The organism is Flavobacterium sp. GSP6 (genome assembly GCF_003984855.1).
In the GTDB taxonomy this organism is placed as follows: Bacteria; Bacteroidota; Bacteroidia; order Flavobacteriales; family Flavobacteriaceae; genus Flavobacterium.
The window spans coordinates 108,827-130,976 of record NZ_RYDO01000009.1; the positions used below are offsets into that span (position 1 = coordinate 108,827).

18 protein-coding genes and 1 tRNA gene are annotated in these 22,150 nt (G+C 36.3%); 13 read left to right on the forward strand and 6 right to left on the reverse strand.

The genetic code is table 11. The annotated features are described in order from the left end of the window. Positions 1–95: 95 nt before the first annotated feature. Entirely contained in the window at positions 96–1,388 is a 1,293-nt protein-coding gene (locus EKM03_RS10600) for an aminopeptidase P family protein (protein ID WP_126553033.1), read from the reverse strand. A 215-nt stretch (positions 1,389–1,603) separates the two neighbouring features. Here EKM03_RS10600 and EKM03_RS10605 point away from each other — a divergent pair, with 215 nt between their 5' ends. Then, positions 1,604–4,441: a sialidase family protein gene (locus EKM03_RS10605; protein ID WP_126561284.1), complete on the forward strand. Its 2,838-nt coding sequence runs from the start codon at positions 1,604–1,606 to the stop codon at positions 4,439–4,441. Positions 4,442–4,515: 74 nt separating this feature from the next. Here EKM03_RS10605 and aceA read toward each other — a convergent pair whose 3' ends face one another. Together aceA and aceB are read right to left on the reverse strand one after the other, a co-directional pair. Then, on the reverse strand, positions 4,516–5,796 hold the full coding sequence (gene aceA, locus EKM03_RS10610; RefSeq protein ID WP_126458105.1) for an isocitrate lyase: 1,281 nt from the start codon (positions 5,794–5,796) through the stop codon (positions 4,516–4,518). Between the two features lie 62 nt (positions 5,797–5,858). Continuing rightward, a complete protein-coding gene (aceB, locus tag EKM03_RS10615) occupies positions 5,859–7,460 on the reverse strand; it encodes a malate synthase A (RefSeq protein WP_126553027.1) in 1,602 nt (533 codons plus the stop codon). A 161-nt stretch (positions 7,461–7,621) separates the two neighbouring features. On the opposite strand from aceB, the gene EKM03_RS10620 reads away from it, so the two are divergent. The 4 genes from EKM03_RS10620 to EKM03_RS10635 all read left to right on the forward strand — a co-directional run bounded on the left by EKM03_RS10620 (position 7,622) and on the right by EKM03_RS10635 (position 14,001). Then, entirely contained in the window at positions 7,622–9,103 is a 1,482-nt protein-coding gene (locus EKM03_RS10620; RefSeq protein WP_126458099.1) for a helix-turn-helix domain-containing protein, read from the forward strand. A gap of 1,384 nt (positions 9,104–10,487) precedes the next feature. Beyond that, on the forward strand, positions 10,488–11,153 hold the full coding sequence (locus EKM03_RS10625) for a succinate dehydrogenase cytochrome b subunit (RefSeq protein WP_126561286.1): 666 nt from the start codon (positions 10,488–10,490) through the stop codon (positions 11,151–11,153). A 12-nt stretch (positions 11,154–11,165) separates the two neighbouring features. Continuing rightward, positions 11,166–13,166 carry a fumarate reductase/succinate dehydrogenase flavoprotein subunit gene (locus tag EKM03_RS10630; protein ID WP_126458093.1) on the forward strand — a complete coding sequence of 667 codons (2,001 nt, stop codon included), beginning with the start codon at positions 11,166–11,168 and terminating at the stop codon, positions 13,164–13,166. A gap of 88 nt (positions 13,167–13,254) precedes the next feature. Further along, a complete protein-coding gene (locus EKM03_RS10635; protein ID WP_126458090.1) occupies positions 13,255–14,001 on the forward strand; it encodes a succinate dehydrogenase/fumarate reductase iron-sulfur subunit in 747 nt (248 codons plus the stop codon). 110 nt (positions 14,002–14,111) lie between these two features. Here the strand turns inward: EKM03_RS10635 and EKM03_RS10640 are convergent, their stop codons facing one another. Further along, positions 14,112–14,675 carry a hypothetical protein gene (locus EKM03_RS10640; protein ID WP_126561287.1) on the reverse strand — a complete coding sequence of 188 codons (564 nt, stop codon included), beginning with the start codon at positions 14,673–14,675 and terminating at the stop codon, positions 14,112–14,114. 74 nt (positions 14,676–14,749) lie between these two features. Between EKM03_RS10640 and EKM03_RS10645 the strand changes: the two genes are divergently transcribed. After that, entirely contained in the window at positions 14,750–15,520 is a 771-nt protein-coding gene (locus EKM03_RS10645; protein WP_126458084.1) for an amidohydrolase, read from the forward strand. 3 nt (positions 15,521–15,523) lie between these two features. Here EKM03_RS10645 and EKM03_RS10650 read toward each other — a convergent pair whose 3' ends face one another. After that, positions 15,524–17,176, reverse strand: coding sequence for an Ig-like domain-containing protein (locus EKM03_RS10650; protein ID WP_126561288.1), 1,653 nt, complete (start codon positions 17,174–17,176; stop codon positions 15,524–15,526). Between the two features lie 218 nt (positions 17,177–17,394). Here EKM03_RS10650 and mce point away from each other — a divergent pair, with 218 nt between their 5' ends. From mce to EKM03_RS10665, 3 genes are all read left to right on the forward strand, one after another. Then, positions 17,395–17,796 (forward strand): methylmalonyl-CoA epimerase, encoded by a 402-nt coding sequence (gene mce, locus EKM03_RS10655; RefSeq protein ID WP_126458077.1) that lies wholly within the window; start codon positions 17,395–17,397, stop codon positions 17,794–17,796. A gap of 143 nt (positions 17,797–17,939) precedes the next feature. After that, positions 17,940–18,013 (forward strand) — tRNA-Ile (locus tag EKM03_RS10660). A gap of 164 nt (positions 18,014–18,177) precedes the next feature. Further along, entirely contained in the window at positions 18,178–18,414 is a 237-nt protein-coding gene (locus tag EKM03_RS10665; protein ID WP_126561289.1) for a hypothetical protein, read from the forward strand. 35 nt (positions 18,415–18,449) lie between these two features. Here the strand turns inward: EKM03_RS10665 and EKM03_RS10670 are convergent, their stop codons facing one another. Further along, the gene (locus EKM03_RS10670; RefSeq protein WP_126561290.1) at positions 18,450–19,037 is read right to left on the reverse strand and encodes a riboflavin synthase; all 588 of its coding nucleotides are present in this window, start codon (positions 19,035–19,037) and stop codon (positions 18,450–18,452) included. A 57-nt stretch (positions 19,038–19,094) separates the two neighbouring features. On the opposite strand from EKM03_RS10670, the gene pdxA reads away from it, so the two are divergent. From pdxA to EKM03_RS10690, 4 genes are all read left to right on the forward strand, one after another. Beyond that, positions 19,095–20,144, forward strand: a complete 1,050-nt coding sequence (gene pdxA / locus EKM03_RS10675; protein ID WP_126458071.1) for a 4-hydroxythreonine-4-phosphate dehydrogenase PdxA — start codon at positions 19,095–19,097, stop codon at positions 20,142–20,144. Positions 20,145–20,229: 85 nt separating this feature from the next. After that, positions 20,230–20,772, forward strand: a complete 543-nt coding sequence (locus EKM03_RS10680; protein WP_126458068.1) for a DUF177 domain-containing protein — start codon at positions 20,230–20,232, stop codon at positions 20,770–20,772. Positions 20,773–20,781: 9 nt separating this feature from the next. After that, positions 20,782–20,976: a 50S ribosomal protein L32 gene (rpmF, locus tag EKM03_RS10685; RefSeq protein ID WP_007137315.1), complete on the forward strand. Its 195-nt coding sequence runs from the start codon at positions 20,782–20,784 to the stop codon at positions 20,974–20,976. A gap of 172 nt (positions 20,977–21,148) precedes the next feature. After that, positions 21,149–22,147: a beta-ketoacyl-ACP synthase III gene (locus EKM03_RS10690; RefSeq protein WP_126451979.1), complete on the forward strand. Its 999-nt coding sequence runs from the start codon at positions 21,149–21,151 to the stop codon at positions 22,145–22,147. Positions 22,148–22,150: the final 3 nt, after the last annotated feature.

Genomic DNA, 22,150 nt, shown 5'->3' on the forward strand with positions numbered 1-22,150 from the left:
GCCCGACGCAGCCGGAGTTTACGGAGGCTGGGTAGCGCCCAAAAAAAATCGGTTCACATTGCTGTAAACCGATTTCCTTATACGTTTTTGAGGAATTAACTGTTCATTAATTCTTCAATTTCGTCTACTTCAATTGGGATGTTGCGCATCATGTTGAATGGTTCGCCGCTTTCCTGAACGATAATGTTATCCTCCAGACGGATTCCGAAACCTTCGGCAGGAATGTAGATTCCAGGCTCTACGGTAAAAACCATATTCGCTTGCATGGGTTCGGTGAGGATTCCATAATCGTGCGTGTCCAACCCCATGTGGTGTGATGTTCCGTGCATGAAATATTTTTTGTAAGCGGGCCATTCCGGTTTTTCGTTTTGCACATCGGCTGTGTCAATAAGACCCAAACCTAGCAATTCTGAAGTCATTAATTTCCCAACTTCGATATGGTATTGTTTCCAAAGTGTACCTGTTGTCAGCATTTTAGTCGCTTCATTTTTTACGCGTAAAACGGCATTATACACTTCTTTTTGTCTTTTGGTATACGTTCCTGAAACCGGAATGGTACGCGTCATGTCACTGGAATAATTGGCATATTCAGCCGCAACATCCAGCAAAATCAAATCACCAGCTTTGCATTGTTGATTGTTCTCTATGTAATGCAATACATTAGCATTATTTCCGGAAGCAATAATTGGCGTATAGGCAAAACCTCTGGAACGGTTGCGAATGAATTCGTGAATTAGCTCGGCTTCAATTTCGTATTCGGTTACATTTGGTTTCACGAAAGGCAATATTCTTCTAAAACCGAGTTCCGTAATAGTACATGCTTTTTGGATTAAATCCAATTCTTCGGTTTCTTTTACAGAACGAAGGCGTTGCAATATTGGGTTACTTTTTGCAACAGCATGTGCCGGATATTTGTCTTTCCACCATTTTACAAAACGGGCTTCACGAGTTTCGGTTTCTACAGTAGCGCGGTAATGCTCGTTGGTATTGATGTAAATCGTGTCAGCGTGCGTCATCATCTCAAATAAGACTTTTTCAAATTCCTGCAACCAATACACAGTTCTGATTCCTGTTACTTCAAAAGCACGCTCTTTAGTCAGTTTTTCGCCTTCCCAAATCGCAATGTGCTCACTGGTTTCTTTCAAGAATACCATTTCTCTTTGGTGCTCGTAAGGCGCATCCGGGAAAAGCAATAAAATACTTTCTTCCTGATCTACTCCGCTCAGATAAAAGATGTCGCGGTGTTGTGCAAATGGCAACGTACTATCTGCCGAAACGGGATAAATATCATTAGAATTAAAAATAGCAACGCTTTTTGGCTTCATCTGAGCCATGAACTTTGCTCTGTTTTTTATAAATAAATCACTGTCAATTTGATGGTATTTCATGTGTTGATTTTTATTGTTTTTTATGGATCATGTGTAGTTCACAGAGCGTTAGGATTCGTATTGATACCATTTCTGGCTACGCTCATTTTATAACAATTTGTTTATAATATTGAATAATCAAAAATACTAACTTTGAGAGAAACGGATGTTAATTACACGATAAAATTTTCAGATAACTATTTTTATGATTAATTTTCCAACTCAAATAAATTTACATGAAAAAAATAGTACTCTTTTCGGCTCTTATTGCACATAGTGTCTCCTGGGGACAAGTTTCTGCCGAAGCGATTCAGCAAGCCTTGGAAGCCAAAAAAATAATGGAGAAACAATCGCTTTTTCAAAATGTTGCTTTCGGAAATGTCGGTCCAACGGTGATGAGCGGAAGAGTGGTAGATGTGGATGTAAACCCCGAAAATCCAACCGAGTTTTATGTGGGCTATGCTTCAGGCGGACTTTGGTACACGAATAATAACGGAATGAGTTTTTTGCCTGTTATGGATGCGGCGCCTACGCAAAATGTGGGTGATATTGCGATAGACTGGAAACGAGGCACGATTTGGGTAGGAACTGGCGAAGTCAATTCGTCGCGATCGTCTTACGCCGGAATTGGAATTTTAAAATCCGAAGACAAAGGAAAGACTTGGCAAAATATGGGATTGCACGACAGCCATCACATCAGCAGAATTTTGATAAATCCATCAAATCCAGATGAAGTTGTTGTGGGTGCCGTGGGTCATTTGTACTCAAAAAATGAAGAAAGAGGAATTTACAAAACGACTAATGGTGGGAAAACGTGGAGTAAAACCCTTTATATCAATGATGAAACGGGAATTATAGATGTGGCTGTTTCACCAAAAAATTTCAAAGTTCAATATGCGGCTTCTTGGAGTAAAGATAGAAAAGCGTGGGATTTTATAGGAAGCGGTGCTACTTCGGGAATTTATAAAAGTGAAGATGCGGGATTCACATGGAAACTTTTCACGAATGCTGAAAGCGGATTTCCGGTTGGAGAAGGCGTTGGAAGGATTGGTTTAGCGGTATATGACGATGAAAATGTGTATGCCATTTTGGACAACCAATTCAAAAGACCGTTACAATCCAAAAAAAGTAATTCGTTACCGGTTGCGTTTTCTATGCCGGGGGACGAATTCTTAAAATTACCTAATAAAAGTCTGAATTCTATTTTAAAGAATTACGGTTTAACCGAAAAATACAGAGCCGAAAATATCAAACACTGGGTTCAAAACGGGTATTTACAACCTAACGAAGCAGCAAAAGTGGTTTTGGATGCGATTAATAGTTTAGCGGAAACAGAAGTAATTGGAGCCGAAGTATACAAATCAAGTAACGGCGGGAAAAACTGGACAAAGACCCATCAAGATTTTATCGATGATTTCTTTTATTCGTACGGGTATTATTTCAGTGTTATTTCAGTTGATCCTAACGATGTCAATAAAATTTATTTATCGGGTGTGCCCATTATAAAATCAAATGATGGCGGAAAAACATTCACCTCCATAAGCGAGGAAAATGTTCACTCGGATCATCATGTTGTTTGGGTGAACCCAAATAAATCAGGGCACTTAATCAATGGAAATGATGGAGGTTTGAATATTTCGTATGATGATGGAGCGCACTGGGTGAAAAGTAATTCGCATTCAGTGAGTCAGTTTTATTCAGTAAATGTAGATGAGCAAGAACCGTATAATATTTATGGCGGGATGCAGGATAATGGGGTTTGGGTTGGTCCAAGTGATTATAAATATTCCTCAGAATGGTACCAAACCGGAAAATATCCTTACGAAAATTTGATGGGTGGAGATGGAATGCAGACTCAAATTGACAAAAGGAATCCCAATATTGTTTTTACAGGGTTTCAATTTGGAAATTATTACAGAATTGATCGTGCGACTAACAAGCGGGAGTATATTTCGCCAAAGCCAAAAAAGGACGAAAAGCCCTTTCGATTCAATTGGCAAACGCCTATTTTATTGTCTTCACACAATCAGGATATTTTATACATGGGATCTAATTTCTTGCATCGTTCGATGAATCAAGGGGAAACTTGGACGGCTATTTCGCCGGATTTAACGCAAGGAGCAAAAGAAGGAAATGTTGCTTTTGGAACAATTGCTGTTATCAGTGAAAGTACCTTGCAGTTTGGGTTACTATACACAGGAAGTGATGATGGATTGATTCATGTTTCGAAAGACGGCGGTGCAACTTGGAACAAAATTTCGGGAAATTTACCCCAAAACCGCTGGGTTTCCAGAGTCGTGGCTTCGGCACATAAGAAAGAAAGAGTGTATGCGACTTTGAACGGGTATCGAAATGATGATTTTACCAGTTATGTTTATATGTCAGATGATTTTGGTCAAACGTGGAAAAATATCGCCAATAATTTACCTGCAAGTCCAGTGAATGTAATTGTGGAGGATAATGTAAACGAGAATGTTATATATCTGGGAACGGATAACGGTTTGTATGTTTCATTAAATAAAGGAACATCTTGGGATGATTTTTCTAATGGAATTCCAAACGTGGCCGTTCACGATTTAGTGATTCAAAAGAAAGCAAAAGATTTAGTGGTAGGAACTCACGGTCGTTCGGTGTATAAAGTCAATTTGGATCAAGTGCAACAACTGAATGATAAAGTTGTAGCGGAAAATCTTCATGTTTTCGAACTTAAAAAGATAAAAAAAACAAAAGAATGGGGAAACAGCTGGAGTTCTTGGGCTAAGGCTTCAGAGCCAAAAGCAGAGATTTGGTTTTATTCGAATGGAGATGCAGAAGTGCTTTTGCAAATTGAGAACAGCTTGAAAGAAGTGGTTTATTCTCAGAAAGTGAAGGCTGTAAAAGGATTGAACAAACATGTTTATTATCTTTCCATAACCAAAGCAATTGCTGATAATTGGAAAAATAAAGACAAAAAATTAAAATTGGAACCAGCCAAAAACGGCAACTATTACCTTCCAATTTCGGTGAATAAAATAAGCATTCAAAAAGGAAAAGAGAAAGTGGTTACTGATCTTGAAATTATCGAATCAAAATAAACAGTCCTTTTATTTTAAAAACAAAAAACACGATTTCAGATGAAATCGTGTTTTTTTTATAGTTGTTGTTCTGTTTAAAACTGTGCCGCTTCTGTAGAATCTTTCATTGCGGTTGTAGAAGATTTCCCAATTGTTACAGTATTTTGTACCGCATCAAAATAAGATGTTCCTACGAAACCTTGGTGTTTTACCGCTTTGAAACCGTGTTTTTGCAAAGCAAACTCTCTTTCCTGCAATTCAGAATATCCTGCCATTCCTCTTTCTTTGTAGGCTTTAGACAATTCGAACATACTAGTGTTTAATGCGTGGAATCCGGCTAAAGTGATGAACTGGAATTTGTATCCCATTGCAGCAAGATCTTCGCGGAATGTTTCCATTTCAGCAACGGATAATTTTGCAGCCCAGTTAAAAGAAGGCGAACAATTGTAAGCCAACATTTTTCCTGGGAATTTTGCGTGAATTCCTTCAGCAAATTGTCTAGCGTAATCCAGATCCGGATTGCTAGTTTCCATCCAAATTAAATCAGCGTAAGGCGCATAGCTCAATCCTCTGTCAATTCCTTGCTCCACACCACAATTTACATAGAAAAAGCCTTCTCCTGTTTTTTCTCCTGTGATGAATTTAGCGTCTCTTGGGTCAATATCGCTAGTCAATAAGTTGGCTGCATCCGCATCGGTGCGTGCCACAACAATTGTTGGCGTTCCCATTACGTCAGCTGCTAAACGAGCCGCAATCAATTTGTTGATGGCTTCTTGCGTAGGAACCAATACTTTTCCACCTAAGTGACCGCATTTTTTAGCAGAACTCAATTGATCTTCAAAGTGAACTCCGGCTGCTCCCGCTTCAATCATCGCTTTCATTAATTCAAAAGCATTTAGGTTTCCACCAAAACCGGCTTCGGCGTCAGCCACAATAGGAACTAAATATTCTTTTTTGTCTGCAGTCCCGTTAACCACTTGTATTTGATCTGCTCTCAATAAAGCGTTATTGATACGTTTTACAACCAATGGAACACTGTTAGCAGGATATAAAGATTGGTCAGGATACATTTCGCCGGCTACGTTTGCATCAGCAGCAACTTGCCATCCGCTCAAATAAATGGCGTCTAATCCTGCTTCTACTTCTTGAATGGCTTGGTTTCCGGTAAGCGCGCCAAGTCCGGCTACAAAATCCTGAGCATTTAGTTTATTCCATAAAGTATTCGCTCCAATTCTGGCTACGCTATGTTCTATTTGATACGAACCTTGCAATTTCACCACTTCTTCAGCAGTATATGGTCGCTCAATGCCATTCCATCTTGGGTTTGTAATCCAGTCGGTAACTAATTCTTGAATTCTTGTTTCTGTAGTTTTCATAGTGTTTATAAAGGTTTAATGGTGTTTAATAATTTTTTATTGAAATTGATTTTATTGAAATTTTAAATGTATTTGTATCCTGGAATAGTCAAAAACTCGATAAAATTGTCGTTCACGACCAGAATATCTAATAATTGTTCTGCCAATCTGTATTTTTGTTTTTCGTGATTCTCATCTCCAACGAGCTTTCTTATTTTTTCAAATTCTTCCATAGCCAGTCGGTGATAGTATTTTTCAGTCAGGACTTTTTGATTATCTAAAACCACTTTGTTTTGCAGCCATTGCCACAATTGTGATCTTGAAATCTCAGCAGTAGCGGCATCTTCCATTAAATTGTGCAAGGCCGCGGCGCCTTGTCCGTTGAGCCATGAAGCAATATATAAAACCGAAATACTGATGTTTTTTCGAACACCTTGCTCGGTAATGGTTCCTTTTGGCGTTTCCAGTAAATCACTTTCGGTAACGTATACGTCTTCTCTTTTTACCTGAATTTGGTTTTGGTTTGGCATGTATTTGTCGAATACCGTCATGGCAAGCGGAACCAAATCTGGATGCGCAACCCAAGTCCCGTCATGACCATTTTTTACTTCCCGTTCTTTGTCCGCAATTACTTTATCGAAAGCAATTTTATTGGCTTCTTCGTTGTTTTTTATCGGAATTTGTGCCGCCATTCCGCCTATTGCGTGAATATTTCGTTTGTGGCATCTTTGTATAACCAATTGGGAATACGCACTCATGAATGGGGCAGTCATAGTCACCTGATCTCTATTGGGCACAATGAAAATTGGATTTTTTCTTAATTTTTTTATGTATGAAAAAATGTAATCCCATCGACCGCAATTAAGGCCTACAATATGCTCTTTCAGTTCAAAAATGATTTCGTCCAATTGAAAACTGGCCGTAATGGTCTCTATCAAAACTGTAGCTTTGAATGTTCCGTTATTTACACCCAAATATTCCTGCGTGAATTCGAAAACCTCATTCCACCATCGCGCTTCCAGATAATGTTCCAGTTTTGGAATGTAAAAATAGGGCGCCGTTCCATCCTCAATAAGTTGTTTGTAATTATGGAAAGCATACAAACCAAAGTCAATTAGCGATCCCGAAGTTTGTTCTCCATCAATCAAAATATTTTTTTCCGCCAAATGTAATCCTCGTGGTCTGACAAGCAGAACAGCAGTTTTGTCGTTCAGACTGTATTTTTTATTTTTTATAGTGTCTTCAAGAGTGATGGTTTTATTCACCGCGTCTTTCAGGTTTTGCTGTCCTGACATTAGGTTGCTCCACGTAGGCGAAGTACTATCTTCAAAATCAGCCATGAAGGTTTTTGCTCCGGAATTCAAGGCATTGATCACCATTTTTCTGTCGACCGGCCCTGTTATTTCGACTCTTCGGTCTAATAAATCCTTGGGTGTTTGCGCCGCTTTCCAATTGCTTTCTCGGATGCTTTTTGTTTCAGCAGGAAAAGTGGGTAAGACCCCCTGATCAAATAAATCCTGTTGTTTTTTTCGTTCTTCTAAAAGGTCGAGTCTTTTTTTGTTGAAATTTTCATGAAGTAAAGACAAAAAAGTCATGGCTTCATCAGTTAAGATTTCCGGGTACTGATCGGTGGTTTCTTCTGAAAAATTTAACAAATTTTTCGAATATACTTCTTTAAAATTCATTTTTTAACACATTTAAATTGATACTATTAAACTTTTGCTGATAATTATTAATTATTCAACACTGCAATACTACAAAAAGTTTTTTACAAAACAAGCGAACGTACGCTAAAAATTAAAAATATTTTTTTTGGCGTAAATATTTTTTACATTATCTTTGAAATATGAATATAGAAAAGGATTATATCAAGTTAATTTTTGGACTTAAACTCAAGCAGGCTCGTACCAATAAAAAACTGTCTTTATTTGGTTTGGCAAAAATCACGGACCTTTCAAAATCGTACTTGAACGAAATTGAAAAAGGGAAAAAGTATCCTAAAACGGATAAAATTATTCTGTTAGCCGAAAAACTCGATATTTCCTATGACAATATGGTTTCCTTGAAACTGGATAATAATCTGGCCCCCATTGGAGAAATCCTAAAATCTGGCATTCTGAAAGAGATCCCGTTGGATATTTTCGGGATTCAGGAAAATGATCTTATCGACATTATTGCTAACGCTCCTGCAAAAGTCAATGCGTTTATCAGTACGATTATTGAGATTGCGCAACATTATAATTTAACCAGAGAGAGTTTCTTCTTGGCTTCATTACGTTCGTATCAGGAAGCGCACACCAATTATTTTGAAGATTTAGAGCTGAAGGTGTTGCAGTTTTCCAAAGCGTTTTACGTAAATATTGACACTAAAATTTCGATTGAAGAACTCACAGCAATATTAATGGAGGAATACGGATATACGATAAAAGAACTTGTTTTTTCGGAACAAGAACAATTGGGGGATTTGAGGTCGATTTTTGTACCAAAAAGCAAGACTTTGTTACTTTCATTAGATATTGACGAACCTCAAAAAGCATTTATTTTGGCCAAAGAAATTGCGTATAATTATCTCGCAATCACCGATAGGCTGTATACGTTCAGTTGGATTAAATTTGATAATTTCGACCAAGTTCTGAATAATTTTTATGCTTCATACTTTGCGGGAGCATTGCTTATTCCACGACAGAAACTGATAGACGAACTGAATTTATTTTTGTCCAAAACAGATCCGAAACCTCAGGAAATGATTGCTTTGATGAGCGGGTTTAATGTTTCTCCGGAATCATTCTACCAAAGATTGACCAATATTTTGCCAAAAGATTTTCAGTTAAAAAATCTTTTTTTCCTGCGATTGTCCCATCAAAAAGGAACGGACACCTATCAGATAAAGAAAGAATTACACATCACCAATCAGCAGGAGCCGCATGCGAATGAAATGAATGAGCATTACTGCCGAAGATGGGTTTCGATACGCACAATTGAGGAGTCTTTGAAGCAAAATAAAAACCACTTTTTTGATGCACAAATCTCCAGTTATGAAAACAGTAAAAATGAATATCTTGTTTTTTCATCCGCAACACCGGATCCGTTCAAGGTAGATTGTATCCGCAGTATTTCAGTAGGGATTTTAATTACTCCGGCCGTGAAGAAAAAATTTAAGTTTATGGAAAACGACTCCATTAAAAAACAAATTGTTGGGGTTACCTGTGAGACCTGTGCGGTAAAAAATTGTTTGGAACGTGCTTCGCCACCAATTCAGTTAGAGCAAAAAATGCGAAACGAGAATACGGAAGCGATTGTTCAAAAATATATGGCGAAATTCAATTGACTTTAAAACTCTTGTTATTTAATTGTAAATAAAGCGTTTACGGTTAGTTTGTATTTAAATAATTTTTATCTTCGTAAGAATTAACCTTAAATATATTAACTTGATAAAAAAAGTAATGCCTTTTAATTTTGTTCTTCTAACAATTTCTATACTGCTTTTTGGATCTTGTGCTGACGATTCTGAAATCTCCGCGGATTCTGCTAAATCTATTGATCGTAACGAGTACATTAAACATGAAAAAAATAGAAAATCCTTATTCTGTAAATAATTATCAGTAGAGCATTATCTAATAACAAACCTATAGATCGAGTGAGTGGCTATACGTTACCGCAATTAGAGCAAGCACCAGTGGGAGCAAGATCGTGATGGGAATGGCGCGATAATATCAAAAACAAATACGATAATCCAACTGAGATTTTTGCAGAAGAATTATTTAATAATTGGCAAGACTAAAAATATGAAGAATATACTATTTTTATTGCTCATACTGCTTTTTAGTAGCTGTACAGAACAATCAAGAATGTACTGCAACAAATCAATGTTTTAATCAAGCTAGAAACATTTTTAATCCAATGTTTAGAGATGAACGCACCGAAGTTTACACCATTACTCCGGAAGATTATCAAAACGCGCAAGACTGCGGTGGGAATTGTAATTAAGTACTATGGAAAATAAATGAGGCTTAGTATTTTGTATAGACTAAGTCTTTGTTGAAATAAAGGCTGTCTCCATTACGAAGACAGCCTTTATTTTATGTTACACAGTAGTAAGATCCTGCAATACTTAATGAAATATATAAAGTGTTAGCACAATAACCCATTTTATAACACGACTAGGCTCGATTTGACAATGGTATTAATGTCTATATTGTTGTGTTTTTTATAGAAGTTAAAATGAAATTTCAGGATTCATTTTAAGGAGTAGAATATACTTAGAAACAGATTTCGCCATTTCATTGGTGCAGTCCATATTTTTAGGCCCGTGTATTTTTAGAACATCAAAAGAGATGATGTTAGTTTAGTTTTTTTGCTTATAAAAGTAAATTTAGGAGTTTGACGACAATTTTTTTAAAGTTGTTAAAATTGTATTTAGTGACTTTTTAAGAATTTGAAAAATAAACCATGCCAAAATTATTGATATGATACGTTTAATGTGAATATTTTAAGGATTATTGTTTTCATTTGCAATCGTTAAATTTTAAAATATATTGTTTTTGTTCTGCTAAATGACAGATTTACAATATATTAAGTGCCGGGTTTAAGTAAATTATTAACTTCGGAGCTTTAGCACTTTAAAATGATTATAAATTATAACGAAAAGGTTGTAGTTCACTACTAATTGCTCTATTTTTGTGTGATTCTTAAATTAATTCATTCAAATTCCTATGGCAAAATCTGCATTATTAAAGTCATCGATAGCAAAAAAAGTCGCTATGGCGCTTTCTGGACTTTTCTTAATTTTATTTTTAGCACAACATTTTTTTATAAACAGCACCTCCGTTTTTAGTCCTGACGCTTTTAACTCTATTTCTCATTTTATGGGAAATAATCCGTTGGTTCAGTTTGTAATCCAACCCATTCTTATTTTAGGTGTTGTATTTCACTTTGTAATGGGTATCGTTTTGGAAATCAAAAATAACAGTGCCAGACCAATTTCTTACGTTAAGAACAACGGCGCGGCTAATTCCTCTTGGGCTTCAAGAAATATGATTGTTAGTGGTTTAGTAGTTCTTGCTTTTATACTACTACATTTTTACGATTTCTGGGTTCCTGAAATGGTGTATAAATATGTAGCGGTTAATCCGCTTGACGAAACCAGATATTTCGCTGAGTTGACGCATAAATTTGAAAGTGGTATTCGTACGGCAATTTATTGCGTTTCGTTTCTTTTGTTATCGTTACACTTGTGGCACGGTTTCAATTCTTCGTTCCAATCTGTAGGTTTTAATAATAAATATTCAAAATCGTTGCATACATTAGGATATGCTTTTGCAATTATTGTTCCTTTTGGTTTCATTTTCATTGCATTATTTCATCATTTCAATCATTAATATTAAATTATAATGGCATTAGATTCAAAAATTCCTACAGGTCCAATTGCGGACAAATGGACAAATTATAAAGATCATATTAATTTAGTAAACCCTGCTAACAAACGTAATTTAGATATAATTATAGTGGGTACAGGTCTTGCTGGAGGTTCTGCTGCTGCAACATTAGCAGAATTAGGATATAACGTAAAAGCATTTTGTTTTCAAGATTCACCCCGTCGTGCGCACTCCATTGCTGCACAAGGAGGAATCAACGCTGCAAAAAATTATAAAGGAGACGGTGATTCAGTTCACAGATTGTTTTACGACACTGTAAAAGGCGGAGATTATCGTGCTCGTGAGGCTAACGTACACCGTTTGGCAGAAGTTTCCGGTAATATTATTGATCAATGTGTGGCACAAGGTGTTCCTTTGGCTCGTGAATATGGAGGGTTATTAGATAACCGTTCTTTTGGCGGAACTTTGGTTTCTCGTACTTTTTACGCACAAGGACAAACAGGGCAACAATTGCTTTTGGGTGCTTACTCAGCAATGAATCGCCAGATAGGTCGTGGTAAAGTAAAAATGCACAACCGTCATGAAATGCTGGATTTAGTAATCGTAAACGGAAAAGCAAGAGGAATTATCGCTCGTAACCTAGTTACCGGTGAAATAGAAAGACACTCAGCTCATGCGGTGGTTATTGCTTCTGGTGGTTATGGAAATGTGTTTTTCCTTTCTACCAATGCTATGGGAAGTAACGCTACTGCTGCCTGGAAAATCCACAAAAAAGGGGCTTTCTTCGCTAATCCTTGTTACACACAAATTCACCCTACTTGTATTCCTGTTTCAGGAGACCACCAGTCAAAATTGACATTAATGTCAGAATCATTGCGAAATGATGGACGTATTTGGGTTCCTGCAAAATTAGAAGATGCGCAAGCGATTCGAGAAGGAAAGAAAAAAGCAACCGATTTATCAGAAGATGAAAGAGATTATTTCTTAGAAAGAAGGTATCCTGCCTTTGGTAACTTAGTGCCTCGTGATGTAGCTTCCCGTGCTGCCAAAGAAAGATGTGATGCAGGTTTTGGAGTAAACAAAACAGGTGAAGCAGTTTATTTGGATTTTGCGGCAGCTATTCAACGGTACGGAAATGAACAAGCGTATGTGAAAGGATTGGATACTAATGATACTAAATTAGTAACTAAATTAGGTACTGAACTTGTAAAAAGTAAATACGGGAACTTGTTCCAAATGTATTATAAAATTGTAGATGAAGATCCTTATACTGCTCCAATGATGATTTACCCTGCGGTACATTATACAATGGGAGGTACTTGGGTTGATTATAACTTGCAAACTACTATTCCGGGTTGTTTTTCCATTGGGGAATCGAACTTCTCAGATCATGGAGCTAACAGACTTGGAGCATCGGCTTTGATGCAAGGTTTAGCAGATGGGTATTTCGTATTGCCATATACTATTGGAGATTATTTAGCTCCAGACATTAAAATGGGTGCCATATCTACAGATTTACCTGAATTTGTTGCTGCTGAAAAAGCGGTAAAAGACCAAATCGAAAGATTCATGAACAATAAAGGAACACATTCTGTTGACTATTTTCATAAGAAATTAGGGAAAATTATGTGGGACAAAGTGGGAATGGCTCGTAATGAAAAAGGATTAAACGAAGCAATTGTAGAAATTGCTGCTTTGCGTGAAGAGTTTTACAAAGAAGTAAAAGTTCCCGGAGATGCGAATGGTTTGAATCAAGAATTGGAGAAAGCAACTCGTGTTGCCGATTTCCTTGAATTGGGGGAATTATTTGCTAAAGATGCATTACACCGTAATGAATCTTGCGGAGGACATTTCCGTGAAGAATACCAAACTGAAGAAGGAGAAGCGCAACGTGACGATGAGAATTTTGCTTACGTAGCAGCATGGGAATACACTGGGAAACCAAGTGAAGCAATTTTACACAAAGAGCCGTTGGTATTTGATAACGTGAAATTAGTTCAAAGAAGTTATAAATAATTTAGTCTAATGTCTAACGTCTTAAAGTCAAGTGACTCCATGTCAATCGACTTTCGACTTTCGACTCTATGACTTTCAAACTAAAAATATGAAACTTACATTAAAAATATGGCGTCAGAAAAATGCCGCTGCAGAAGGTAAAATAGTTGAGTATCCTATAGATCATATTGAGCCAGACATGTCATTTCTTGAAATGCTTGACATTTTGAATGACGAATTGATCATGAAAGGGGATGAACCAGTTGCATTTGATCACGATTGTCGCGAAGGAATTTGCGGAATGTGTTCTTTGTATATCAATGGGGAAGCGCACGGACCAGACCGTGGCGTTACCACTTGTCAATTGCACATGAGAATGTTCAAGGATGGTGACACCATTTTTATTGAGCCGTTTAGAGCTAAAGCTTTTCCTGTAATAAGGGATTTAGTGGTCGATAGAAGTTCTTTTGACAGGATTCAACATGCGGGAGGATTTATATCCGTAAACACCTCAGGAAATACTATTGATGCTAATACGATCCCTATTAATAAGGAAGATGCGGATAATGCTTTTGATGCGGCTACTTGTATTGGTTGTGGAGCTTGTGTGGCGAGTTGTAAAAACTCATCGGCGATGCTTTTTGTCGCTGCAAAAGTATCTCAATATGCGTTGTTGCCACAAGGAAGAATTGAAGCTACTGACCGTGTATTGAATATGGTGAGCCAAATGGATGCAGAAGGATTTGGGAACTGTACCAATACTGGAGCTTGTGAAGTAGAATGTCCAAAAGGAATTTCTCTTGAAAATATTGCCAGAATGAATAGAGAATATTTATCAGCAAGTTTAAAAGGGTAAACATTTAGTCCTAAAGGTCAAACTCAAAGGACAAGGATTGCATAATAATTTAAAACGCATTCAATGTCAAAGTTGAATGCGTTTTTTTATATAAAATAATCTATTATACACTAATCTTTCCATCCCCAAGGTGCGGCAGGCGTACCTACTGTTTTTGTCAAATCAAATTTCACGGTAAACAGTCGGTCAGAACCGATGCGCCTTAGGTTGTACGTGAAAGAAGTTTCGTCAAGAGTAATCCACCAAACATTTGCAGCAGCATTTGGAATCAAATCACAGGTTTCCTCATCTGCCGGAAAAAACTGAAGCGTTGCTGACCCCGCATTAGTGGTTGTCCCTCCATATTGTGTCACCTTATCCTCCGAGCCATCTTCGTGGCGGTGGTCGTGTTTCAACTGGATGCGATCGTTATCATAAGCAAGTACCCATGTTCTTGATTTGTCGTCTCCTACAAAAAACGGAATCCGAATCGTTTTTTCATCGCAGTTGCGGACATGCATCACCAGTTTTTTATCCCGAAAAGTATCATTGGTTGCACCCTCTGTGACTGTTCCTTCAAAGGATTTCCCACATTGTTTTTGTAGGTTTTCCCAAAATTGTTTCGCTCCCGATTTTTCCTGTCCAAAAATAAAAACAGAAAACAGAAAAGAGTATACAAGAAATATCTTTTTCATAAAGTCATTTTTTAGCTAATATAATGAACTTATGGTGTTGTGATATTTCTTATTTTTATAAAAAATAAAGTAAAATGAAAATTATCCTAATTCAAGCTCCTTTAGTTTGGGAAAACCCAAAAGCCAACCGAAACTATTTCGAAGAAAAAATCAGTGCACTTACTGAAAAGGTAGATTTGATTGTGCTTCCTGAAATGTTCACAACGGGCTTTACGATGAATCCAAAGGATGTTGCAGAAACAATGCAAGGCGAAACCATTGTATGGTTACAATCATTGGCAAAAGCTACAAATAGTGCTATAACAGGAAGTTTAGTTATTAAGGAAAACGGAAATTTTTACAACAGAATGGTGTTTGTATTTCCTTCTGGAACAATTCAGTGCTATGATAAAAAACACTTGTTTACTTTAGCTGGCGAAGATAAAGTATATACTAGTGGCACCCAAAAAACGATTGTAAATTATTTAGATTGGAAAATTTGCCTTCAAATATGTTACGATTTGAGATTTCCTGTATTTTCCAGAAATTCAGAGGATTATGACTTGGTGATTTATGTTGCAAGCTGGCCAAAAATTAGAACAAATGCTTGGGATGCTTTATTGAAAGCACGAGCGATAGAAAACATGTGCTATGCTATTGGTGTCAATAGAATCGGTATTGACGCAAATGGTTATGAATACATAGGTCACTCACAAGCAGTCGATTTTCTGGGGAATTACATTCAAGAACCAATAGAAACAGAAGGTTTGTTTTTAGTAGAATTAGACCCAGAAAAAATGCTGGAAACCCGACAAAAATTGGGTTTTTTGAATGACAGAGATTCTTTTGAAATAGAAAACAGGTAACGTTTATTTCTTCTTGTTGGTTTTCTTTTTAGGTTCCGGAATGTAGGGAAGACTTAAATCAAATGCCTGGTTGACGTCCCAATTTGCCCGAACAGGAATTTCTTTGGAAAAGTAAATCACTTCCTCGGCTTGACGTTTTTCTAAATAATTACCGGAATCCCATTCCTTGTTTTTATTGGCATCATAAATAATTCGGAGCGTGTACAGCTCGGGGTCAATTAAATTAAAATTTATTGTGGTGTTTTCCTCGGTATATTCAGTAGCTAAAACGTCCCCTTTTGCATTCGTGAGTTCAACAATGACGGGAAATTGTTTTGCTTTTTGCAACTGCACGGTCAGATTCCCATAATCAGCAGTGCTTTGAGTGTTTAATTTATACGTTAAAGTATCGTTTGTTTGTTCGAAAAAATCAGTTAACGCTCCAGGTAAAATTTCAAATGTATAATTTTCGGAAGGTTCTTTAATGAAATCAAAAAAAAGCTTTTGATTGAATTCGTCGTATTTAGTGGTAAACGGCACTGCATCTTTTGCGTTATTGGTTAGGTTTATTTTCGAATTTTCGAAACGGGTTAAAGGAGTATTACTTTCTAATGTAAATTGCTCTCTAAATTTTAAGGTTCCGTTTTGCAGGGCTATGACGTTTAAAGTATCTTTTTTCTGATCTTTTATTTTAAAATTGAATTTCGATTCATATTGACCTTTGGCTACAGCCAAATTTAGTGAATCAGCTTTAATGGGCTTGTACCAGATTTGAAGGGAATCTTTTTTTGGAAATTTAGTAATGACAGTAGGCAGAAGATCGTTGTTGTTTTTTAAAATTATTTTGGGCCTGTCATCAGCAGAATTTATTAGTCCCTCATACCCTACTAACAAACGGTTTCCTGAGGCTTGACTAGGCTTAAATGTTTTGAAAGGAAGTGTTTCCTTAAATAATTCTAACTCATAAATAGTGTCATTTGGAATCGTAATAAAGTCTTTGCTAAATCCAATTTTATCTGTTTTTGGGTTGTATTTATTGTTGCTGTTGTAGTCTTTCATGGCTACAAGAAGATATTTCCCTGCTTTTAAATTCTCTAAACGAAACGTCTTCAAGCTGTCCAATGTATTGGTTACATATCTTGGGGTTTCGGTATAAACAACGGAGTCCTTGAAACTGTCATTGACTTCGTAAAGCATAACTGATACGAATGATTCCACTTCTTTTTCATATGCACTTTTCAGAGTGCCACCAAGGCTTAAAGAGTCAATATAATCGCCGGTAGAAAACACATATTTGAATTGATTTAACGGATTCCCTTCATTATTATCAGCAATACTTTGTCCAAAATTAAAGCTGTACGTGGTGTTGGGTTGTAGTGTATCTTTAATTTTTATGGTGATCGTTTTGCTTGCCGTTGTGGGTAAAACCAATGGATCGTTCTTCATTGGTGGCGAAATAATCAATTGTTTGTTCAGGTTTTTTATTTTAATATTTTCGTCAAATACCAACTTAATCTCATCTCCTTTGAAGTTTGTGTTGAAGTTTTCCGGGAAACTCATTTTCAAAACAGGCGCAATAGTATCTTTTAATCCCCCGGTGATAGAGCCTCTTTTGGCACAACCAGCTACAATAAAAAGCAATAATAAGAAGGCGTATTTTAAATTGTTTTTCAACATATCAAATCATAATTAGAATTTACAAAATAACAATTATAATTCATGTGATTGCTATTTTTTATAAAATTATTATGCGTAATAAATTCAACTTGCCTTTTGTGGGGACCTTGTTTTTTCTTTTTAATGTTTAATTTTACACTGAAAAATAATTGTAGTTATAATTCGCAGTGGTAGTAGAGTTTTTCAACTAAAGTAGCGTTGCGCTCAAAACATAAATAATGAGGAAAATAGAACACATTGGGATTGCAGTTAAGAATTTAGAAGTTTCTAATAAAGTTTTTGAAAAGCTTTTTGGAGCTCCGGCCTACAAATTCGAGGCGGTAGAAAGTGAAGGAGTAACAACTTCTTTTTTTATGAATGGACCGAACAAAATTGAGCTTTTAGCGGCTACCAATCCAGAAAGTCCTATTGCTAAGTTTCTTGAAAAAAAGGGAGAAGGCATACACCACATTGCCTTTGACGTAGAAGATATAGTTTTAGAAATTGCGCGTTTAAAAAAAGAAGGTTTTATTGTATTAAATGAAATTCCTAAAAAAGGGGCTGATAACAAGTTAGTTGTCTTTTTGCATCCAAAAAGTACGAATGGCGTTTTGATTGAGTTGTGTCAGGAAATAAAATAAGTATTTTTAGGATAATTCATTTAGTATTCTACTATTCAGCAAGTTTCTGCTTGAAAGCAATGAATCATTGAAATATTATTGAAATCTAAGTCAAAATATTTGGAGTACATGAAAAATAGTAGTAATATTGCACACTCTTAACCGGTCCTATAGCTCAGCTGGTTAGAGCACCTGACTCATAATCAGGTGGTCCCTGGTTCGAGCCCAGGTGGGACCACAGTTTAAGTTTAAAAGCCTTGCAGTACTGTAAGGCTTTTTTTTAAATCTAAATTTTTATAAAAACCGCATTTTTTTCGGGTTAGTGTTATTTATGTTGAAAGGATGTATTTATTTTAAAGCTTAAATACTCTGATTTTTTTAAAGAATAATTCAATTTTAAATATGAAAATTGTCCAAATGGTGTTTTTTACTCTGGTTTTATTTATGTTTTGTATTTTTAATGTATTAGCTAAAGATCCGCCGCAACCCGCCGCAGCTGGGGAAAGGACATCAACAACGCCACCACCTCCGCCAGGATTGCCTGTAGATGAAAATATTAACACCATGATGGCACTTGCTTTGCTATTTGGGATTTACATCATTTATAGCTTTAAGTTAAAACAAAAAACTCTAATGTAGATTCGCGTTTTTTTGTTTATAATACTATCGAGTTATTATTTGTTGGCATACAATCTGGAAACGTATTTACCAATGACATCAAATTCAAGATTTATTTTTGTGCCAACTTCAAAAGTTTTAAAATTAGTATGTTCGTATGTATAAGGAATAATGGCGACACTAAACTGATTTTTCTTTGAGTTCACAACCGTTAAGCTGACGCCGTTTACCGTAATGGATCCTTTCTCAATGGTAATGTTGTTCCAATTTTCCTCATATTCAAAAGTGTAAAGCCAGCTGCCGTTGGTCTGCTCGGCAGTGATGCAGGTGCCCGTTTGGTCTACATGTCCCTGAACAATATGTCCGTCCAGCCTATCTCCCAGCTTCATTGCTCTTTCCAGATTGATACTGTCTCCAACTTTCCAATCCGATAAATTTGTTTTTTTTATAGTTTCGTCTATTGCGGTTACGGTATAAAAAGTGTCGTTGATAGCAACAACCGTAAGACAGACCCCGTTATGTGCCACGCTTTGATCTATCTTAAGTTCAGTGGTAATTGATGCATTTATGGTAATATGAACGTTATTTTTTTCTTTTTTTATTTCTTGGATGATACCAAGGGTTTCTATGATTCCTGTAAACATTTCTTGTTTTTTTTACTAAATTTGCACTTCAAAATTAGCAATAAATAACGGTATGTCATTATGAAAAAAGCAGAAAATATAATTGTCGGAATTTCTATTGGAGATTTAAACGGTATTGGAAGCGAAGTTGTTTTAAAAACATTTGAGGATTCTCGCATGTTAGAGTTGTGCACTCCAGTTATCTTTGCTAATGTCAAGTTGTTGTCTTTTGTTAAAAAAAGTTTTCAATCAACATCTTTGCTCCACGGGATCGACAAATTAGATCAAATCGTATTAGGCAAAATCAATGTATTAAACCTCTGGAAAGAAGGTGTGGATTTAAATCTTGGCAAGGATGATTCTAAGGCAGGGGAATATGCTATAAAATCATTTATTGCAGCGACGAAAGCACTCAAAGAAGGTGTTATAGACGTTCTGGTAACAGCACCAATAAATAAATTCAATATACAATCAGACGATTTTAAGTTTCCGGGTCATACGGATTACCTAGACCAAGAACTAGAAGGCAATGCCTTGATGTTGATGGTTCAGGATAATTTGAGAATAGGATTGCTGACAGATCATATTCCGCTTAGTGAAGTCGCCTCACAGCTAACGGAAGAATTGATTGTGCGAAAAATCGAAACGGTCAGACAGACTTTGATCAAAGATTTTGGCATTAATAAACCCAAAATAGCAGTTTTAGGTTTAAACCCGCATTGTGGAGATGGCGGAGTCATAGGGACAGAGGATGACTTGATTATAAAACCTACATTAAAAAAAATGTTCGACAAAGGGATCTTAGTATTTGGTCCATTTGCTGCAGATGGTTTCTTTGGCAGTAATCAATACGAGAAATACGATGCCGTTATAGCAACCTACCACGATCAAGGATTGATTCCTTTCAAAACATTATCTTTTGGAAAAGGAGTAAATTATACTGCAGGCTTGCATAAAATAAGAACCTCACCAGATCACGGCACCGCTTATGATATAGCAGGCAAGGGAATAGCTGATTTTAACTCCTTCAAAGAGGCTGTATATCTGGCAATAGACATTTATCATTCCAGAAATCAATATGCAGAAATTAGCAAAAAACCATTGAAAACAAAAGAAAAGCAGTTGTGAACAAAAAAAAGTGAATAACATTATTAGATTTGCAATAATTTTATATCTTTGCACTCCCGAAGTTTAGGGGAAAATTGTTGTTGAAATGAAGAACACAAAAGAATATTTAATTCCTTTTATAGGATTAAAGCTAGGGAAACATCATTTTGAGTATCAAATCAGTAATGCGTTCTTTGAAATCTTTGATTATGATGAATATCAAGATTCAAAGATCAAAGTAAATGTAGTTTTAGAGAAAAAAAGCACACTGTTAGAGTTGCGTTTTAATCACAAAGGGGCTGTAAATGTGCCATGTGATCTTACCAGCGAAGATTTTGATCTGCCAATTGAGGGCGAAATGAAATTAATCGTTCGTTTTGATGAGGTTTACAATAATGACAACGACGAATTATTGATTTTGCCCCACGGAGAGTTTGAAATAAATATTGCACAATATATCTATGAAATGATTGTGCTGTCAGTCCCTTTAAGACGCGTTCATCCGGGCATACAAGATGGAAGTTTAAAGACTGAAGCCTTGACAAAACTCAATGAATTGACGATAAAGGAAGAAAAAGAAGAAAATAAAGAAGAAGAAAATATTGACCCGCGTTGGGACAAGTTAAAGCAACTATTAACGGATAAATAATATAGTAAAATGGCACATCCTAAGAGAAAAATCTCCAAAACAAGAAGAGATAAAAGAAGAACACATTACAAAGCTACTGTAGCACAGATTGCTACTTGTCCAATTACTGGAGAAGCACATTTATACCACAGAGCGTATTGGCATGAAGGTAAAATGTACTACAGAGGGCAAGTTGTTATAGATAAATCTGTAGCTGTTGCATAATACATTTTTTGTAAATGATATTCGAACTCTCACATCGTGAGAGTTTTTTTGTTGTTTGTAATTTTCGTTAAATAAGAAGTTCTAATTCAAAGAGAATGGAATTTTTTTTGTAATTTTCAAGTCTTTTAAAAATTTTCAAATGGTACCATTTGACTAGAAATAAACGCATACAATGAATACAATCACAGCCGCAATAACCGCTGTTGGAGCCTATGTTCCAGACTTTGTACTAACGAACAAAGCTCTTGAAGCCATGGTCGACACCAATGACGAATGGATCACCTCTCGTACAGGAATAAAAGAAAGAAGAATCCTTAAAGACAAGGACAAGGGAACTTCTTTTTTGGCCATAAAAGCCGCGCAGGATTTATTGGCCAAAGCGAACATTGACCCTTTAGAGATCGATCTACTAATTATGGCAACCGCAACGCCCGACATGCCAGTAGCGTCAACAGGCGTATATGTAGCAACCCAAATTGGAGCCACAAATGCTTTTGCTTATGATTTGCAGGCTGCTTGTTCCAGTTTTTTGTTTGGGATGTCAACAGCTGCTGCTTATATTCAATCCGGAAGGTATAAAAAAGTACTCTTAATTGGTGCTGATAAAATGTCTTCTATCGTGGATTATAAAGACCGATCTACTTGTATTATTTTTGGAGATGGTGCTGGTGCAGTACTCTTTGAACCTAACTATGAAGGATTAGGATTGCAGGATGAATACTTGCGCAGTGATGGAATTGGCAGAGATTTTCTTAAAATTGATGCCGGCGGATCACTTAACCCTGCCTCTTTTGAAACGGTAAGAGACAACAAACACAACATTATTCAAGACGGGAAAACAGTGTTTAAATACGCCGTAACCAATATGGCAGATTCAAGCGAATTAATTTTGAAAAGAAATAATCTGACAAATGAAGATGTCGATTGGCTGGTTCCTCATCAAGCCAATAAACGTATAATTGATGCGACAGCCAACAGAATGAATTTAGAAGAATCTAAAGTATTAATGAATATCGAAAAGTACGGAAATACAACTTCTGCCACTTTACCATTAGTGCTTAGTGATTTTGAACATCAGTTCAAAAAAGGAGATACGATAATTTTGGCTGCTTTTGGAGGTGGATTCACTTGGGGATCTATTTATCTAAAATGGGCATACGACAAAAAATAAATT

Excerpts from the sequence above, each read along its gene's own strand:
- EKM03_RS10600 (WP_126553033.1), bottom strand. The coding sequence starts at position 1,388 with ATGAAATACCATCAAATTGACAGTGATTTATTTATAAAAAACAGAGCA.
- EKM03_RS10605 (WP_126561284.1), top strand. The coding sequence starts at position 1,604 with ATGAAAAAAATAGTACTCTTTTCGGCTCTTATTGCACATAGTGTCTCC.
- aceA (WP_126458105.1), bottom strand. The coding sequence starts at position 5,796 with ATGAAAACTACAGAAACAAGAATTCAAGAATTAGTTACCGACTGGATT.
- aceB (WP_126553027.1), bottom strand. The coding sequence starts at position 7,460 with ATGAATTTTAAAGAAGTATATTCGAAAAATTTGTTAAATTTTTCAGAA.
- EKM03_RS10620 (WP_126458099.1), top strand. The coding sequence starts at position 7,622 with ATGAATATAGAAAAGGATTATATCAAGTTAATTTTTGGACTTAAACTC.
- EKM03_RS10625 (WP_126561286.1), top strand. The coding sequence starts at position 10,488 with ATGGCAAAATCTGCATTATTAAAGTCATCGATAGCAAAAAAAGTCGCT.
- EKM03_RS10630 (WP_126458093.1), top strand. The coding sequence starts at position 11,166 with ATGGCATTAGATTCAAAAATTCCTACAGGTCCAATTGCGGACAAATGG.
- EKM03_RS10635 (WP_126458090.1), top strand. The coding sequence starts at position 13,255 with ATGAAACTTACATTAAAAATATGGCGTCAGAAAAATGCCGCTGCAGAA.
- EKM03_RS10640 (WP_126561287.1), bottom strand. The coding sequence starts at position 14,675 with ATGAAAAAGATATTTCTTGTATACTCTTTTCTGTTTTCTGTTTTTATT.
- EKM03_RS10645 (WP_126458084.1), top strand. The coding sequence starts at position 14,750 with ATGAAAATTATCCTAATTCAAGCTCCTTTAGTTTGGGAAAACCCAAAA.
- EKM03_RS10650 (WP_126561288.1), bottom strand. The coding sequence starts at position 17,176 with ATGTTGAAAAACAATTTAAAATACGCCTTCTTATTATTGCTTTTTATT.
- mce (WP_126458077.1), top strand. The coding sequence starts at position 17,395 with ATGAGGAAAATAGAACACATTGGGATTGCAGTTAAGAATTTAGAAGTT.
- EKM03_RS10665 (WP_126561289.1), top strand. The coding sequence starts at position 18,178 with ATGAAAATTGTCCAAATGGTGTTTTTTACTCTGGTTTTATTTATGTTT.
- EKM03_RS10670 (WP_126561290.1), bottom strand. The coding sequence starts at position 19,037 with ATGTTTACAGGAATCATAGAAACCCTTGGTATCATCCAAGAAATAAAA.
- EKM03_RS10680 (WP_126458068.1), top strand. The coding sequence starts at position 20,230 with ATGAAGAACACAAAAGAATATTTAATTCCTTTTATAGGATTAAAGCTA.
- rpmF (WP_007137315.1), top strand. The coding sequence starts at position 20,782 with ATGGCACATCCTAAGAGAAAAATCTCCAAAACAAGAAGAGATAAAAGA.
- EKM03_RS10690 (WP_126451979.1), top strand. The coding sequence starts at position 21,149 with ATGAATACAATCACAGCCGCAATAACCGCTGTTGGAGCCTATGTTCCA.